Genomic DNA, 15,294 nt, shown 5'->3' on the forward strand with positions numbered 1-15,294 from the left:
CTATTTATTACGTTTATTGAAATTACCTAAAGGAGTATCCCCCTTTTATTTCGAATAGATTATAAAAAGTACTCTTTATAAAAGGAGTGGTAAAATGTCTGATGGCATCGAAGTATTTATTGTCCTGCTCTTTGCAATTGCTCTGTTTAGCATCCTAAACTTTTTAGCCATTTCCTTATCTGGACATAGTTTTAAAAAAAGAATCGTGGCAGGTTTCATATTTTTACTACTGACTCCCATTATTTTTTTGACTATCGCAACATTTGCTTCTATATTCGATAAAGCAGGATTTGGCGCAGGTACGTTAGCCTTTATGATCGCAAGCGTATATATATTAAATGGAATAGTGATTCTGCTTTCCTCTTTATTTATCCTCAAAAAAGACATAACATAGGCTATAGTACTAGCATGAATCTGACTTTACACTAGATTCATGCTTATTTAATTTCTCTTAAATTTTTATATGAAATTAAATAATTCTTTAAAAAAATTTAAACTTTATTTATTATAATATCCCTATCGTATTCGCACGTTTATTCAAATTTAAAAGAAAGGAGCACAAAATGAAAAAGGTTCTACTTACAATTCCTATACTAATCATCCTACTTAGTGGATGCAGCAATAACGATATATACGGTTCTTGGGAAGTCGTTGACAATAAAAAAGGTGAATGCCCTGTATATTATAAATTTGAAACAGTTGTCAAAAAAGAAAATAAAGAGGAAATTGTGCAAAATTTAGTAGAAATGCAGACAACAAAGAATAAAGACGATTTATATAAAGGCTCATTTGTCAAAAATTCTAATGTATATCACATTGATTATGGTAATTCATTTACATCGGACCAAACTTTAAAAGTTGCCGACGGTACATTAAATGTATACTTTTTGACAGCCGAAAAATTATGCACATATAAAAAGAAATGATTACATTTCAGAGGAGACGCAGAAAATATTTTCTGCGTTATTTCACTTTAGAAATCGGCCACAAAAATAGCCCTTGTTTTCGTATTCTTTTTCATTCAAAACATGAGAAATATACTTAATAAAAACTAGAAAATACCTTAAGTTATATAAAATGAATCCTATAATAGACATTTCAATTAACACATCTACGCTATTTACATCGATACTTTTCAAAATAGGCTAATCCTTCCTCTAAATTTGTCAATCGTTTTAATTTTCATAAAAAAATGATAAAATATAAACATGTGTTTTCAGAATAATTAAAAACGCAGAATGAAAGCACTGTTTTAGGAGGGGTTTTGATGACTTACACGTTAGCAACTAGAATGAAAGCATTCCAATCTTCTATATTTAGTGAATTAGGAGCCTATAAAAAAGAAAAAATTGCAGCAGGTCATAACATGATTGATTTGAGCATCGGAAATCCTGATATGCCGCCCGCTGATTTTGTAAGAGAAACAATGGTACATACAGCGAGTGAGAAAGAGAGCTACGGGTATACATTATCAGGTATTCAAGAATTTCACGAAGCTGTAACTGAATATTACAACAACACTCATAACGTTTTATTAAATGCGGATAAAGAAGTTTTATTATTAATGGGTTCACAAGACGGGCTCGTTCATTTACCTATGGTTTATGCAAATCCAGGTGATATTATATTAGTTCCTGATCCAGGATATACAGCTTATGAAACAGGTATTCAAATGGCTGGTGCAACATCTTACTACATGCCTTTAAAGAAAGAGAATGATTTCTTACCAGACTTAGAAGTCATCCCTAAAGAAATTGCCGATCAAGCAAAGATGATGATTTTAAACTTCCCAGGGAATCCCGTTCCAGCAATGGCTCATGAAGATTTCTTTAAAGAAGTAATCGCATTCGCGAAAAAGCATAATATTATCGTTGTCCATGATTTTGCTTATGCTGAATTTTATTTCGATGGTAATAAGCCAATTAGCTTCCTCTCTGTACCTGGTGCTAAAGAAGTTGGTGTAGAAATCAATTCTTTGTCAAAAAGTTATAGTTTAGCGGGTAGCCGTATTGGATATATGATTGGAAACGAAGAAATTGTTCGTGCACTTACTCAATTTAAATCTAATACCGATTACGGTGTATTTTTACCAATTCAAAAAGCGGCATCTGCAGCACTAAGAAATGGCGCTGCATTTTGTGAGAAAAACCGCAATATTTATCAAGAACGGAGAGATACTTTAGTCGATGGATTCCGAACATTTGGCTGGAATGTCGATAAGCCAGCTGGTAGTATGTTTGTCTGGGCAGAAATTCCACAAGGGTGGACTTCTCTAGACTTCGCTTATGCATTAATGGATCGTGCGAATGTCGTTGTTACACCTGGTCATGCATTTGGACCTCACGGAGAAGGCTTCGTACGTATTGCACTCGTTCAAGATAAAGAAGTGTTGCAACAAGTTGTTGAAAACATTAGAAATAGCGGCATTTTCGTTCTTGAAAAAGTAAATGAATTAGTTAAAAATTAATTCCGACTCCCCTGCTTAACTTTAGCAGGGGTATTATTAATTGGAGGTACTTTCATATGCATATTAAAGACACACTTCCCCATCGTTATCCATTTTTAATGATTGATAAAGTAACAAATGTAAAACAAGATGAATTCGTTACAGGATATAAACTCATTACAAATAACGAATGGTTTATAAATGATAGTCACAAACATATGCCTCATATGTTAATTGTAGAAGCACTTGCTCAGCTTAGTGCATTTGTACATACAAGTGATTCTGAAGGACTAGGATTCCTCTCCTCTTTAGATGGAATTGAATTCCACGGAAAAGCATATTCCGGTGATAAACTTGATTTACATTATGAGCTAACGCGCAATCGCCGAGGTTTTGTTCTTGGTAAAGGTATTGCAACTGTAAACGACCAGCCTATTGTAACTATAGAAAAACTATTAATATATCAAGCAGATTAAAATGTTCCTTATATCAGTTGGAAATATCTATTCTCAACCAATTAAGTAAATAGGAAAATATATTACGTAGTTAGGAGCAGGAAAATGGAACGTACTATCGGTATCGATGCTGGAGGCACATTAACGAAAATAGCTTATTTTAACAAAAAAAAGCTATTAACTTTTGAAAAATTTTATTCGCATGAACAACATAAAATAATAGATTGGATTAAAAACAACAATGGCATAAAACAAATATGTATTACGGGTGGTAAATCGAAACTATTACAGCAACTGCTTACAGGTTCATATAAAATAATAGAGCTAAGCGAATTTGAAGCTACTCTTGCAGGTGTCCAATTCATATTAAAAGAAGAACAACATACTATAAACAATTTTATTTTAACCAATATCGGTACAGGTACTTCTATCCATTATGTTTATAATGAACAATATATTCGCGCTGGTGGAACCGGAGTTGGCGGTGGGACTATTATGGGACTCTCAAAATTGTTAACAAATATAGATCATTTTGAAGATATAATACCTCTAACAAAAGTAGGATCTAGAAAAGAACTAGATATTACGGTTGGAGATATTTATGGTGGTATTCTTTCCCCTATCGATAATAACTTAACTGCTAGTAACTTCGGAAAAGCAGCCATTACAGAATCAAATAATAGTAGCTCCGATATACTAGCTACTGTACAAGGACTTGTCGGTGAAGTCGTTACTGCATTAAGCCTTCAATTCGCTGAAACAAAAAACATTGAACATATTATTTATATTGGTTCGACTTTATGTAATAACGTACAACTTCAACATATTATTAGTAGCTACACCGAATATCAAAATAAAACACCAATCTTTTTACAAGATGGTGGTAATAGCGGTGCAATTGGTGCATTACTTCATGCTACGAAATAAAAAGCTGACTTTTGTCAGCTTTTTAGAAATGGCACTTCAAATTCAATAATTGATTCCCCGTTCTCTCCAATTCGCTCCACGCTTATTCTATCAATCAAACAATTTAACTTCCCATGAAAACTAGGAATCTCCTTCACTACTTCAGCAGCTAATTCGGCACTTTCTTTTCTTCCGACTGTTACATGCGGGATGTACGGAATGTCTTCTTTCAAAAATTGTAATAAAGGTCCTGTATATAGAATATTATGTAGTTCCTCTATTTGTTCTTTCCCCTTTTCAACTCGTAAAAACAAATATTCTCTTTCACTTGTAATTTGATTCGTAAATTCAATTTCTATATTCTGTATCGGTTTTGATACATTTATAATATGTAATTTCAGCTCATCATTTGAAATCGAACTTTCAAATGGGAATACGATTGTTATATGCGGTGGAATTAATCCAACTAAAGGATCATGTTTATGTCTAATGTTCTCTATTTTATCGATGGACATGTTGTTTAGAAAAAATAAAATTGTACGCATTTTTATCCCCTCAACTTTTCCTCATTATAATATGTATCATATTCTATGATAGCCTGCCCTTCAACAACTTGTTTTGCTTACCTATAAAAATAAAAAAACTTCTCAAATGAGAAGTTTTCATATAGCATGATTATTATTTTCCCGCCAAACTTTTCTAAACTTATACTTTGAACTGTTCCACCACCGGGTAAATGATTAACAATTGCAACCACATCTGAATTATTACCAACGTATGTCCCAGTATATTTCTTAAAATCATCTGACCTAACATCATATATATCTTTTATTCTTTCTCCGTTAGAACAAGCCGCAATGAATAAAAAAATTGTTAGCATAACGATCATGTTATGATGCATATATTTCATTTAGCATCCCCCATTTTTATCGATATTTCGTTAATTACAATATTTACTTTCAAATCCCTTTTTTAATATACGCATTTTAATCAAAATTAAAAATTTTCATTTTTTATGTTTACAATTATCCATTAATTGTATATACTTACTAACGTAAGAAAAAAATTCTAAAAGGAGGTCGAAGGAAATGATGAAATTACAATTACATGCATTAACTTTAGCGTTAACTGCACCTGTGTTTTCTGGACAATTAAATATGAATTCGACCACCCTAATGGAGAATTGAAAATCGTACTTTATTTCATTTAATTCATAAATTCGCCACAGGAGGTCGTATACTTTCCTGTGGCTTTTTCACGCCCAGCCATAGGAGAACTGTATCTTCCTGTGGTTTTTTTGCGCGATTTTTTAGTCTCTTACATTATTTTTCTAAGAAAGGAGCAACATTCAATGACTATTAGCGTATTGTTTTTAAGTATTACGATTCAAAGAAATACAATTTCCAAAGATGAAATTCTTCATAATGAGCAAATTGAAAAAGCTATGAATGATGTTAAGGAGCGCCAAGCACTTTACTGTGATCACCTGTAATTCCTTTTCGAAAGGAGGAATTCATTTATGACTTTTCATATTTTCTTTTTTACGACTGCACTTCAAAAAAATACTTTATCTGAAACTGAAATCAATCGTAAACAACAGTTAAAACAACTGACTGATAAAATAACTGACATTAAAAGTTCATACTACACTCAAATGTATTAAAAATATATTTTAAAGGGGTAATATATTCATGAAATTTAAAGCATTCTTTTTAACAATCACTATTCAAAAACGTAAGCTCTCACAGAAAGAGATTTTACGTGAACAACACATTCAAAATATTATGGACGAAGTAAAAGAGCGTCAATCTTCTTATTACACTCGTCTTTTCTAAATCACTTATAAAGGGGTAATTATTTTATGAAATTTAAAGTATTCTTTTTAACCATTACCATTCAAAAAAATAAATTTTCCGAGTCTGAAATGCTTCATGAGCGACAAATTAATCAGGCTATGGATTCTGTAAAAGAAAGACAAAGTCATTACTGTAGTCACCTATAATTTCTTATTACACTCGTTTTTTCTAAATCATTTATAAAGGGGCAATTATTTTATGAAATTTAAAGTATTCTTTTTAACCATTACCATTCAAAGAAATAAATTTTCTGAGTCTGAAATGCTTCATGAACGACAAATTAATCAGGCTATGAATTCTGTAAAAGAAAGACAAAGTCATTACTGTAGTCATCTGTAATTCCAATTCGAAAGGAGGAATTCACATATGAAGTTTCACCTTTTCTTTTTAACGATTACGATTCAAAAAGAAACAATATCTCAAAATGAATTAAAACAAGAAAGACAATATAAACAAGTTATTGATGAAATTCGAGATCGTAGAAGCAAGTACTACACTCACCTTTAATCGTTTAACTATATAGAATTGAAAGGAGTCGATTATGATGTTGATAGCACGCTGTAAGGAAATGATTTGGATAGTTCAGAGGGATTCCACATAGTTTTATAGAGCTTATATCACACAAGTTTATCACTGAATTTGATGTATAAAAAATATATAATAAAATCAAATCAACCCGCTTTTAATTATTTATTTATAAACAAAAGATACACCACTTAAAAAGCGGTGTATCTTCCTCAGTTTTTACTATTTTCGGTTACTTCTCTTCGTCTTAAACAATCTCACTAAGTTCGAAACAACTGTTTTTGTTACTGCATAAACTGGTACTGCTAAAATCATTCCGATGATTCCAGCAAAGTTTCCTACCCCTAAAATTAGGATAATAATTGTTAATGGGTGGATGTTTAATTTCGAGCTCATAATACGTGGTGAAATAATATTACTTTCAAACTGTTGTACAATTGTTACGATAATAATTACGTATAAGGCTTGCATCGGAGATACGAACAGTCCTACAATAACAGCTGGTGCTGCCCCGATAAATGGACCTAAGTTAGGAATGATGTTTGTAAATGCTGCGATAATTCCTAAAACGAAAGCGTACGGTAAATCGATAATTAAATAACCGATAAAAGTAAACGCACCTACAAATATACAAACGAGCGCTTGCCCTTGAATATATGCAGATAATGTTTCGTTCGTTTCCTTAATGATACGAAGCCCCTCTTCACGGTAAGACTCTGGTAATAAACTTACCGCTTTTCCTGGAAAGGCATGTCCATCTTTAAACATGTAAAATAAAATGAACGGTACAGTAAATACAACTAATGCAACGTTCGTGATAATACCAAATAAAGCCGTTGCACTCGACGTAATTGTATTTGGTATATCTTTTAAGTATTCAATCGCATTTTTTTCAATTGTTTCAATGGAAACGTAGTTTTGTGTAGATAACCATTCAAACAACCTATGATGTGATAATTCTTGTATGTATACTTTTCCCTCTTTTATGTAGCCTGGCATATTTTTTACTAAGTCCATTAGCTGTTGTGAAATCGTAGGAACAACTACTCCAACGCCAACCGCAGTTAATGTTATGATAAAAAGATATAACAGCAATATCGCTAAATTTCTAGGTACTTTTTTATTCTCCAAAAAGATTAATACAGGATTAAATATGAAGTATAAAAAAAGCGCGATTAAGATTGGGAAAAATAATGTTGATATGAAGATACCAATCGGTTGAAATAAAAATGATATTTTTGTGCAAATAAATATGATTCCTACAACCATTAGCACTTCTAATGTCCAAAAGTGCACTTTTGATTTCAAAAAAATGGCCTCCTTTAAACTAGCACTTCTCTTCATTGTACCAAAATAAGTATGAATTTCACATAATATTTTCCTTTACAATATTCCAAAATACCGATAAATACACTACAATGAGATTACATACAAATTTGCAGGTAAAGGTGATAAAAATGACACAATGCATCATTTGCAGAAAAGATACGAAAGAACTTAGTGAACAATATGTCATTCCAGAAATATTATGTGGATATTATTTCACAAACTCAATTTGTGATACTTGTCATGAACAAATGACAACAAATATTGATCGTCCTTTAATTAGGCATAAATTGAGTCAATTTAAGATTGAACAAATGAAAAGACAAATTGATTCCCCACTCTATACGAATGAGCACGGTGAGGAACTTGCGGCTGCTGAGACTGATGTTGTCGAAGTAAGCGACGAAATTCTTTATTCTAATGCATTAATTATGAAACTATGTAAAAAGCACGATATTTCCTTACATAATGAAATTTGGAAAGAGGAACGTGTAACGAAAGTAGCGAGTTCTATTCAACGTGAATTACTATTAGATAACCGTAAATATAAAATGAGTATATTAAAAATGGCTTATACATTCGCTGTACAAGCAGTTGATGGCTACTTTGAAGATCAAGATGCAATTGATATTTCTACCATTCTCTCAAATGCAGATTTCGTGGAACTAAAAGAAAAAAGCATTGTACGTGATTTAAGCAAAAGTTCTTTATGGAATACGCTAAATACAAGTAGTGAAAATCATTACTTTATTTTACTTAGCGATAAAGACGGTCTGTTTTGCTTCATTCGCTTGTTTGACATCTTTGATGTTGTCGTTCATTTATCAGAAAAAAGATTTGACCTTCCATCACCCATTGTCGGTGTAAATAATGTGAATACACAGAAATTTTATGTCCAAAGTTTAAAACAGTATATGGATGGGCTGTTTAAAGAAAAAGCACCTACTATATAATAGTGACCAGAACATACGGTCTCCTTTCTTGATGAAAAGACACTGTGTTATAATGAGTATGAAAAGAACAATACAATCACATAAACCAATTATAAATTGTATATAAATAAAAAAGACTAGTGTGCGGCTACACACTAGTCCACGTAACTTAGCAGATTGGATTGTTCATTTATCCTATTTGTTTCTTACAAACAAAACAACCCACATTCTATAGGCATAGGTGGGTTGTTATTTTTTGAGCTTGTCTATTAAAACGACGACGAACGTTAACAATGCAACGAGAAACAGTCCACCTTGCAGTAGCAACGCTATTTCACTCACGTATTATCACCCCCCTCCTACTCGGAGAAGTGATAATTGAACAACCAACCGCACCTTAAGTTACCCTTTAATTTTACCATATTTTCTAATAATTTACGATGAAAACCCGCAAGCGAATAACTTGCGGATTTTTTATCCCGTATTAACAGGCAGTAAACAAAATGAAGCAATAAATAAGTGAAACTTTATTTCTCACTATCTTTTTAATGCATATGCATCAGCAATCATTTCACCAACAATTTTATTTTCTTCTTTCTTCTTGTCTTTCAATAATGGGAATAACAATTCTGCCACTTCATACGCTTCTTCTAAATGCGGATATCCTGATAAAACAAACGTATCAATTCCTAACGATTCATATTCTTTTATCCTTTCTGCTACTGTATGCGGATCGCCTACAAGTGCAGTACCTGCCCCACCTCTTACAAGTCCGATTCCAGCCCATAAATTAGGGCTTATCTCTAACGACTCTCTCGTACCTTTATTTAAATGTGTCATCCGTTTTTGACCAACCGAATCATATCTTGCAAATGTCTTTTGAGCAAGCTCAATTGTTTCATTATCCACATATTGAATTAAACGTTCGGCCTCTTCCCATGCTTCTTCTTCTGTCTCTCTTACAATTACGTGTAATCTAATGCCAAATCGTACTGTACGCCCCTTCTCTTCTGCAAGTTTTCTTACTTCTTCTATTTTCTCTTTCACTTGCTCTGGCGGCTCTCCCCACGTTAAATATACATCACTATGTTCAGCTGCTACTTCTTTTCCAGCAGCTGATGATCCTCCGAAATATATAGGAGGATATGGCGTTTGAACTGGTGGGAATACAACTTTACTATCTGTAACTTTAATATGTTTTCCTTCTAAAGAGATCGTTTTACCTTGCAATGTCGATTTCCAAACTTTTAAAAATTCATCCGCTGCTTCATATCTTTCATCATGATCAAGATATAATCCATCTCCTTGTAGTTCAACTGGATCTCCTCCAGCTACTACATTAATAAGCAATCTCCCATCTGAAATTCTATCAAATGTAGATGCCATCCTCGCTGCAACTGTAGGTGACATTAGTCCTGGCCTCACTGCTACTAAAAATTTTAGTTTTTCTGTTTCAGCAGCAAGAGCTGAAGCTAACACCCAAGGGTCTTCACATCCTTGACCAGTTGGAAGTAAAACACCCGTATATCCTAAATAATCAGCTGCCGCAGCAACTTGCTTATAATAACCATATTCAGCTGCTCTTCCTCGTTTTGTCGTTCCTAAATATCGACCATCTCCATAAGCCGGAATAAACCATAATAATTCCATACCTTTACACACCCCTTATTTATTTTGAAACGTATACTAACACATTCTATATAAATTACCCCTAATAATTTATATGTTAATTCCCAGTCTCACCTTTAAAATTATCTCGCCATCTTAAAAACTTCACTTCTAGTAAACGTACTAGAGAGTCAGAAAACTTCCCAACAAATGCAAAGATAATTATGCCGACAAATACGATATCTGTATTTGAAAATTGCCTTGCATCCATAATCATATAACCAATACCTTCTGTAGATCCCATAAGTTCTGCTACTACTAAACTCACCCATGCAACACCTAACGATAACCTTGCTCCTAGTAAAAGGTTAGGCAATGCAGATGGTAAGATGAGTTTCGTAATTAGTTTTCTTTTGCTAAACTCTAACACTCTCGCAACATCAAATAACTTTGAATCCACACCTCTAATACCTAAAAATGCGTTCACGTATAAAGGAAAAAATGCACCATCTGCAATTAATAACACTTTCGATGTTTCACCAAAACCGAACCATAATACGAAAAGTGGCGCAACAGCTAGATGAGGTACAGTTCTTAACATTTGCACAGATGGATCTAAATATTGCTCACTTCTCGTTGAAAATCCAACAATCGTTCCTAAAATGATTCCTAAGCCCCCACCAATAAAGAAACCAGCCGCAGCCCTGAATACACTAATACTTAAATGGCCGAATAACTCTCCTGTTTTAATAAGCTCTTGGAAAGCTAGAAAAATATCTAATGGTGTTGGTAAAACTGTTTTAGAAACAAGACCGAATACGCCAGCTAACTGCCAAATTATTAATATAATAACCGGTATAGTAATCGCCCTTACTAAAACTTTTACATTTAACTTTCGCACATTCTTAACGCTGTTTTTCTCAATCGTTATACTCGCTGGTTTCATAACAGCTTTCGTATTTTCCACTTTACAAAACCTCTTTTCACTTCGCTTTCAATGCTTTTTCTACGAAAGAATTATCTACAACTTTTTCCGCCTTAATTTCTTTCTTTATAGAACCGAGCTTATATTGAAAATCCGCTGTCTTTTGTTGTTCTGCTATTATTTCCTTCGTTACCGGAACTAAAATTGGTTTGTCGTGATTAAACACTTCTTTTACGATCTCCGCATCTATCTTTTTTACAGAAGTATATACTTTTATTGCTTCATCTAAGTTAGCATCTTGCCATACACGTGCTTTCTCATAAACTTCGAGGAATTTCTCAACTAATTCTGGATGTTCTTTCGCAAATTTTGTTCTCGTAATTAAAAATTCTGGCGAAGAGACATTTAATGTTTCACCGTCTGCAATCACCTTCGCACCTTTATTTAACGTATGTAATGATATGAAAGGGTCCCAAATCGCCCATGCATCTACTGATCCTGATTCGAATGCAGGCTGCGCTTCATCTGGTTGTAATTGAATGACATTTACCTCTTTTGCATCAATCCCTTCTTTATCAAGTGCTCGATACAATAAATTAAAGGCACTACTTCCTTTTGCTACTGCAATTTTTTTACCTTTTAACTCTTTTACACTCGCAATTTTGCTATCTTTTTGAACGAGAATTCCAGTTCCTTTTCTTGCATAACTTGTATTGGCGATTTCGGTAAATCCAATACCTGCTGCTTGCGCTGAAATGACTGGAGAATTCCCTACTTCACCAAAGTCTAATCGGTTTGATGCGATTGCTTCAAAATAAGGAGGTCCACTTTGGAACTCTGTCCATTTCACTTTAACTCCTTCTTTTTTAAACTCCTCTTCAAACCACCCCTTTTTCTTTGCTAGTAATAGCGGGCTTAACCCTTGCTGTATACCAATTTGTATTGTTACATCTTCTTTCTTACTACTTGCTGTACTTTTTTCACATCCTAATAAACATACTGATATAGCTAAAGCAAAAGAAAGAATTTTAAATTTTTTATACATATAAAATCACCCTTTTCCTATATACTTGTTTGAATCAACCCTCCATATTCAAACTGCTGTAATACTTTCGTTCGAAGTTGTTGGAACGATTGAGAAGTTTTATTTCGCGGATAAGGCAAATTATTTTCAATCACTTTATGTATTTTCCCTGGTTTTGCACTCATAATGATGATTCGGTTTGAAAGATATATCGCTTCGTCTATATCATGTGTAACGAATATCATTGTTGTTTTCTTCTGCTCCCAAATATTTAGCAATACTTCTTGTAAATGACTTCGAGTAAAAGCATCCAGCGCTCCAAAAGGTTCATCAAGTAATAATACATTTGGATCTCTTAATAACGCTCTCGCTATCGCAACACGTTGTGACATCCCACCTGAAATTTCTTTCGGATACGATTTTTCAAAGCCATTTAACCGAACGATTTCAACCCATTCTCTCACCTTATCTTTCACATACTTATCTTTTAACGACAAATCAGCTGCAACATTTTCTTCCACTGTTAGCCATGGAAACAATCGATGCTCTTGAAATATAAATCCTTGCTTCTTACTCGGTTTTGTTATACGCTCCCTATCAATAGTGATCTCACCTTCAAAATCGCTGTCTAAACCTGCAATGATTTTTAGTAATGTACTTTTTCCGCAACCACTCGGACCAATTACTGTAACGAAATCCCCTTTTTCTAATTGAAAATTAATATTCTCTAATACTTGAACCGTACCAGTTTGTTTCGAAAAATATTTTGATACCCCATCAATTGAAACAGTCATTTCTTCCCCTCCTTAAAATGATTCATATAAATGAACAGATTCAGTATTTATGCAATAAAAAAACCAAAGGCATTTTATCTGTTGATAAAATGCCTTTGGTTTCTCCAATCAGCAATACGTTATGGAATTAAGTACATATTATACAAATATTTCCGATAAGTCAACTAGGTTTTATTAAAACATACATATGATTTGTTTGAACATTTTACTTTTGATTATTTAAACGATATCGTTTACTTACTATTTTTTCTGATCTTTAATCCACTGTAACCAATAAGAAAACTCACACGCTAAATGCATTTGATGGGATTTAATTAGACTATTAGGACAAAGGGCTGGGAACTCAACAACTAGACTTACTTCTATCCCTGTATCAGTATCTTTAAATTGATGTCGAACTCCACCAATAGTAGTACCATCTTTCATACGTGCAACACCTGTTGATTGATATTGATAAGATTTATCTCTTGGTGTTTTCAATCCAGTTTCGTCACCAAAAACAATGAAAAATTGAACTGGAAACGGAGAATTACCAGTAGTTTCGATAACCTCTAATTCATTTTCCCCAAAGGGTCTTAGTACATAGTGATCAGGACAAGCAGATAAATTCACTTTGTTATTTTCACGTGATTGTTCAAGCATAAAACTATCAATTCCATGTATGGCTTCTTCTGCTGTAATCCCGTCTAAATAAATACTAGTTTTTGAAAATTTTCGTCTATCGCCAGATAAAAGAGTACAGATACGCATACCTATTGCACTTAATCTAAGTTTTGATTTCAACTTTTCGTACATTTCATTGTATGTATATCGCAACTTTATTTCCGTTAGCTGTTTTATCATAACGTCTGTATCATTTATTTCAGGCTCTTTATGTCCTAATATATATAATACTTTTTTTATCCGTTCTCTTTTCCATTTTATAAGTTGCTCTTGTGAGATATTATTTTCATCGATAATAATCTTCATATACTCTCTCCTTCCTTTTGATTGTATCGTAGTGTAGTTAATACTAAATTAACCATTTCTTGTTTTGTATCTAGATTCAACTTTACTTCTGAATGAGCAATACTGCTAAGACCGTATAAAATAAACCCAGAAGCTAATAATGAGTTATCAGTATAAAAAATCCCTGTTTTCACTCCCTCTTCAATTACTTGTCTAATTAACGGTTGCATACGTGCGAATAATTTCTGTTCCAGTTGAAAATGTTGTTCCGTCTGAAACGAACTCACATTTTTATAGGGTGCTAACTTTTCAATAAATGTCCAAAATATATCTAGTGAATCTTTCATCTTTTGCATGACAGACCGTTCATTTGAAATAAGTATTTCTTCAATTAACTCCATATTTTTCACAATAAAGTCATTTAAAACTTCATCAACAAAATTCTCTTTAGACTTGAAGTAATAATAAAATAAGCCCGTTGCTACACCTGCATGATTCACAACATCTTTTATGCCAAATCCTTTCATACCATTTTTCATATATAGTTCAAAACCAATATCCATTAACTCTTGGCGTCTTACATCTGGTTCTTTTGATATTCTTTTCATACGTCATCTCCTACAATGTTTTCACCACGACTGAATCTGATTCAATCATAAACGACTGAACTTGATTCAGTCAATATTATTTCATAAATTTAAAATCGATTTAATAACTAAGCGACGAAATTTCTACAAAAAAAGAGTAATCTCAAGAGATATGCTACTAACCTTAGTTTTATCAAAAAAGTTAGATCATATAACTTGAGACTACTCATTCCCATTCAAAATATTTATGTAATTAAATTTTATTTCCTCTGCACCCTGGCTGTCTCCAAAACTATTGGTGGCAGCTCTTTTTGAATGATTTCTTTTAATCCATAAAGAGCTTTCTTCACATAACCACCTTCGAAATTTCCTAATGGTTCTGGTAATTCATCCTCATCCAATATGAAGTATTCTCCATTTGGAAGTACCATAATATCGATGATTAAATCTTCAAAGGAAACCACTTCATCTTTTATTTGTGTGTTTTTTACGATATTAAAATAGGAACCTAAATACTTTCCTTTTATATCTCTCCATACGTATAAATTGTACGGACGATCTTTCCAGTAATATGCGATTGTATAACTCCCTTTTGGGATTATTAACTTAGTATCATTTGCAGTCATTGTAAATGAATACTGCACCTCGTGAAATAAAACGATACTTTGTGATTGCTTTTCAAGTAATAAGCAATTGTGATCTACTATTGTTGAGTTATACCGGATTTTTCTTTCTATAATTTCAATTTTCGATGTAAGTAACTTATTCATTATTTTGTTTCCCCTTATGCTAGTTCTATCCTCAATTATATCCATTTATGTAGTAATAAAGAAGTGTATAGTTTTTTATATAATGATTTATACAAGTACATAATAAAAACTCCTTCTTATTTAGAAAGAGTTTTTCACTATCCATGTTTCATATTTTTTCACTTCTAACGGAAGCTCATTTGTTTTTATGCA

At 32.8% G+C, this 15,294-nt stretch carries 22 protein-coding genes and 1 pseudogene; 12 read left to right on the forward strand and 11 right to left on the reverse strand.

Annotated features, from left to right (window positions below):
- The first annotated feature begins 94 nt into the window (after window positions 1-94).
- The 5 genes from DN399_RS14185 to coaW all read left to right on the forward strand — a co-directional run bounded on the left by DN399_RS14185 (window position 95) and on the right by coaW (window position 3,828).
- Window positions 95-394 (forward strand): hypothetical protein, encoded by a 300-nt coding sequence (locus tag DN399_RS14185; RefSeq protein WP_001279462.1) that lies wholly within the window; start codon window positions 95-97, stop codon window positions 392-394.
- A gap of 169 nt (window positions 395-563) precedes the next feature.
- Window positions 564-926, forward strand: coding sequence for a hypothetical protein (locus DN399_RS14190; protein ID WP_000757017.1), 363 nt, complete (start codon window positions 564-566; stop codon window positions 924-926).
- Window positions 927-1,267: 341 nt separating this feature from the next.
- Window positions 1,268-2,467: an LL-diaminopimelate aminotransferase gene (locus DN399_RS14195; RefSeq protein ID WP_000222701.1), complete on the forward strand. Its 1,200-nt coding sequence runs from the start codon at window positions 1,268-1,270 to the stop codon at window positions 2,465-2,467.
- A gap of 56 nt (window positions 2,468-2,523) precedes the next feature.
- Window positions 2,524-2,922: a 3-hydroxyacyl-ACP dehydratase FabZ family protein gene (locus DN399_RS14200; RefSeq protein ID WP_000547648.1), complete on the forward strand. Its 399-nt coding sequence runs from the start codon at window positions 2,524-2,526 to the stop codon at window positions 2,920-2,922.
- A gap of 84 nt (window positions 2,923-3,006) precedes the next feature.
- A complete protein-coding gene (gene coaW / locus DN399_RS14205) occupies window positions 3,007-3,828 on the forward strand; it encodes a type II pantothenate kinase (RefSeq protein ID WP_000442501.1) in 822 nt (273 codons plus the stop codon).
- A gap of 14 nt (window positions 3,829-3,842) precedes the next feature.
- Here the strand turns inward: coaW and DN399_RS14210 are convergent, their stop codons facing one another.
- Together DN399_RS14210 and DN399_RS14215 are read right to left on the reverse strand one after the other, a co-directional pair.
- A complete protein-coding gene (locus tag DN399_RS14210) occupies window positions 3,843-4,352 on the reverse strand; it encodes a 2'-5' RNA ligase family protein (protein ID WP_006920226.1) in 510 nt (169 codons plus the stop codon).
- Between the two features lie 134 nt (window positions 4,353-4,486).
- Window positions 4,487-4,717 (reverse strand): annotated as a pseudogene (locus tag DN399_RS14215) (DUF4825 domain-containing protein); the annotation flags it as partial.
- Between the two features lie 441 nt (window positions 4,718-5,158).
- On the opposite strand from DN399_RS14215, the gene DN399_RS14220 reads away from it, so the two are divergent.
- From DN399_RS14220 to DN399_RS14245, 6 genes are read left to right on the forward strand one after another with little or no spacing between them, the layout of a single operon-like run.
- Entirely contained in the window at window positions 5,159-5,299 is a 141-nt protein-coding gene (locus DN399_RS14220) for a YrzI family small protein (RefSeq protein ID WP_000156193.1), read from the forward strand.
- Between the two features lie 27 nt (window positions 5,300-5,326).
- Window positions 5,327-5,470, forward strand: coding sequence for a YrzI family small protein (locus DN399_RS14225; RefSeq protein WP_000142708.1), 144 nt, complete (start codon window positions 5,327-5,329; stop codon window positions 5,468-5,470).
- 28 nt (window positions 5,471-5,498) lie between these two features.
- Window positions 5,499-5,642 carry a YrzI family small protein gene (locus tag DN399_RS14230; RefSeq protein WP_000668963.1) on the forward strand — a complete coding sequence of 48 codons (144 nt, stop codon included), beginning with the start codon at window positions 5,499-5,501 and terminating at the stop codon, window positions 5,640-5,642.
- A gap of 26 nt (window positions 5,643-5,668) precedes the next feature.
- A complete protein-coding gene (locus tag DN399_RS14235; protein WP_000669805.1) occupies window positions 5,669-5,809 on the forward strand; it encodes a YrzI family small protein in 141 nt (46 codons plus the stop codon).
- Between the two features lie 52 nt (window positions 5,810-5,861).
- Window positions 5,862-6,002: a YrzI family small protein gene (locus DN399_RS14240; RefSeq protein ID WP_000669816.1), complete on the forward strand. Its 141-nt coding sequence runs from the start codon at window positions 5,862-5,864 to the stop codon at window positions 6,000-6,002.
- Between the two features lie 27 nt (window positions 6,003-6,029).
- Window positions 6,030-6,170: a YrzI family small protein gene (locus tag DN399_RS14245; RefSeq protein WP_000668497.1), complete on the forward strand. Its 141-nt coding sequence runs from the start codon at window positions 6,030-6,032 to the stop codon at window positions 6,168-6,170.
- 240 nt (window positions 6,171-6,410) lie between these two features.
- Here the strand turns inward: DN399_RS14245 and DN399_RS14250 are convergent, their stop codons facing one another.
- A complete protein-coding gene (locus DN399_RS14250; RefSeq protein WP_000837892.1) occupies window positions 6,411-7,496 on the reverse strand; it encodes an AI-2E family transporter in 1,086 nt (361 codons plus the stop codon).
- A 149-nt stretch (window positions 7,497-7,645) separates the two neighbouring features.
- Here DN399_RS14250 and DN399_RS14255 point away from each other — a divergent pair, with 149 nt between their 5' ends.
- On the forward strand, window positions 7,646-8,467 hold the full coding sequence (locus DN399_RS14255; RefSeq protein ID WP_000189709.1) for an HNH endonuclease: 822 nt from the start codon (window positions 7,646-7,648) through the stop codon (window positions 8,465-8,467).
- A gap of 228 nt (window positions 8,468-8,695) precedes the next feature.
- Here the strand turns inward: DN399_RS14255 and DN399_RS28420 are convergent, their stop codons facing one another.
- From DN399_RS28420 to DN399_RS14290, 8 genes are all read right to left on the reverse strand, one after another.
- Window positions 8,696-8,788 (reverse strand): putative holin-like toxin, encoded by a 93-nt coding sequence (locus DN399_RS28420; RefSeq protein WP_001289320.1) that lies wholly within the window; start codon window positions 8,786-8,788, stop codon window positions 8,696-8,698.
- A 195-nt stretch (window positions 8,789-8,983) separates the two neighbouring features.
- Window positions 8,984-10,096: an FMNH2-dependent alkanesulfonate monooxygenase gene (ssuD, locus tag DN399_RS14260; RefSeq protein ID WP_000422248.1), complete on the reverse strand. Its 1,113-nt coding sequence runs from the start codon at window positions 10,094-10,096 to the stop codon at window positions 8,984-8,986.
- A 76-nt stretch (window positions 10,097-10,172) separates the two neighbouring features.
- The gene (locus DN399_RS14265; protein ID WP_000432131.1) at window positions 10,173-11,021 is read right to left on the reverse strand and encodes an ABC transporter permease; all 849 of its coding nucleotides are present in this window, start codon (window positions 11,019-11,021) and stop codon (window positions 10,173-10,175) included.
- 16 nt (window positions 11,022-11,037) lie between these two features.
- Window positions 11,038-12,024, reverse strand: coding sequence for an aliphatic sulfonate ABC transporter substrate-binding protein (locus tag DN399_RS14270; RefSeq protein WP_000276907.1), 987 nt, complete (start codon window positions 12,022-12,024; stop codon window positions 11,038-11,040).
- Window positions 12,025-12,041: 17 nt separating this feature from the next.
- Window positions 12,042-12,797, reverse strand: coding sequence for an ABC transporter ATP-binding protein (locus DN399_RS14275; RefSeq protein ID WP_006920219.1), 756 nt, complete (start codon window positions 12,795-12,797; stop codon window positions 12,042-12,044).
- A 240-nt stretch (window positions 12,798-13,037) separates the two neighbouring features.
- Window positions 13,038-13,766, reverse strand: coding sequence for a hypothetical protein (locus DN399_RS14280; protein ID WP_006920217.1), 729 nt, complete (start codon window positions 13,764-13,766; stop codon window positions 13,038-13,040).
- The gene (locus tag DN399_RS14285; protein ID WP_000822633.1) at window positions 13,763-14,353 is read right to left on the reverse strand and encodes a TetR/AcrR family transcriptional regulator; all 591 of its coding nucleotides are present in this window, start codon (window positions 14,351-14,353) and stop codon (window positions 13,763-13,765) included. The genes DN399_RS14280 and DN399_RS14285 overlap by 4 nt, the downstream gene beginning before the upstream one ends.
- A 239-nt stretch (window positions 14,354-14,592) precedes the next feature.
- The gene (locus DN399_RS14290; RefSeq protein ID WP_001037874.1) at window positions 14,593-15,102 is read right to left on the reverse strand and encodes a ribonuclease FAU-1 family protein; all 510 of its coding nucleotides are present in this window, start codon (window positions 15,100-15,102) and stop codon (window positions 14,593-14,595) included.
- Window positions 15,103-15,294: the final 192 nt, after the last annotated feature.

This window comes from Bacillus sp. AR4-2, from assembly GCF_008274865.1.
Classification (GTDB): domain Bacteria; phylum Bacillota; class Bacilli; order Bacillales; family Bacillaceae_G; genus Bacillus_A; species Bacillus_A cereus.

What these genes read in the sequence shown, in the direction of transcription:
- DN399_RS14185 (WP_001279462.1), top strand. Translation starts at nt 95, where the DNA reads ATGTCTGATGGCATCGAAGTATTTATTGTCCTGCTCTTTGCAATTGCT.
- DN399_RS14190 (WP_000757017.1), top strand. Translation starts at nt 564, where the DNA reads ATGAAAAAGGTTCTACTTACAATTCCTATACTAATCATCCTACTTAGT.
- DN399_RS14195 (WP_000222701.1), top strand. Translation starts at nt 1,268, where the DNA reads ATGACTTACACGTTAGCAACTAGAATGAAAGCATTCCAATCTTCTATA.
- DN399_RS14200 (WP_000547648.1), top strand. Translation starts at nt 2,524, where the DNA reads ATGCATATTAAAGACACACTTCCCCATCGTTATCCATTTTTAATGATT.
- coaW (WP_000442501.1), top strand. Translation starts at nt 3,007, where the DNA reads ATGGAACGTACTATCGGTATCGATGCTGGAGGCACATTAACGAAAATA.
- DN399_RS14210 (WP_006920226.1), bottom strand. Translation starts at nt 4,352, where the DNA reads ATGCGTACAATTTTATTTTTTCTAAACAACATGTCCATCGATAAAATA.
- DN399_RS14220 (WP_000156193.1), top strand. Translation starts at nt 5,159, where the DNA reads ATGACTATTAGCGTATTGTTTTTAAGTATTACGATTCAAAGAAATACA.
- DN399_RS14225 (WP_000142708.1), top strand. Translation starts at nt 5,327, where the DNA reads ATGACTTTTCATATTTTCTTTTTTACGACTGCACTTCAAAAAAATACT.
- DN399_RS14230 (WP_000668963.1), top strand. Translation starts at nt 5,499, where the DNA reads ATGAAATTTAAAGCATTCTTTTTAACAATCACTATTCAAAAACGTAAG.
- DN399_RS14235 (WP_000669805.1), top strand. Translation starts at nt 5,669, where the DNA reads ATGAAATTTAAAGTATTCTTTTTAACCATTACCATTCAAAAAAATAAA.
- DN399_RS14240 (WP_000669816.1), top strand. Translation starts at nt 5,862, where the DNA reads ATGAAATTTAAAGTATTCTTTTTAACCATTACCATTCAAAGAAATAAA.
- DN399_RS14245 (WP_000668497.1), top strand. Translation starts at nt 6,030, where the DNA reads ATGAAGTTTCACCTTTTCTTTTTAACGATTACGATTCAAAAAGAAACA.
- DN399_RS14255 (WP_000189709.1), top strand. Translation starts at nt 7,646, where the DNA reads ATGACACAATGCATCATTTGCAGAAAAGATACGAAAGAACTTAGTGAA.
- ssuD (WP_000422248.1), bottom strand. Translation starts at nt 10,096, where the DNA reads ATGGAATTATTATGGTTTATTCCGGCTTATGGAGATGGTCGATATTTA.
- DN399_RS14270 (WP_000276907.1), bottom strand. Translation starts at nt 12,024, where the DNA reads ATGTATAAAAAATTTAAAATTCTTTCTTTTGCTTTAGCTATATCAGTA.
- DN399_RS14275 (WP_006920219.1), bottom strand. Translation starts at nt 12,797, where the DNA reads ATGACTGTTTCAATTGATGGGGTATCAAAATATTTTTCGAAACAAACT.
- DN399_RS14280 (WP_006920217.1), bottom strand. Translation starts at nt 13,766, where the DNA reads ATGAAGATTATTATCGATGAAAATAATATCTCACAAGAGCAACTTATA.
- DN399_RS14285 (WP_000822633.1), bottom strand. Translation starts at nt 14,353, where the DNA reads ATGAAAAGAATATCAAAAGAACCAGATGTAAGACGCCAAGAGTTAATG.
- DN399_RS14290 (WP_001037874.1), bottom strand. Translation starts at nt 15,102, where the DNA reads ATGAATAAGTTACTTACATCGAAAATTGAAATTATAGAAAGAAAAATC.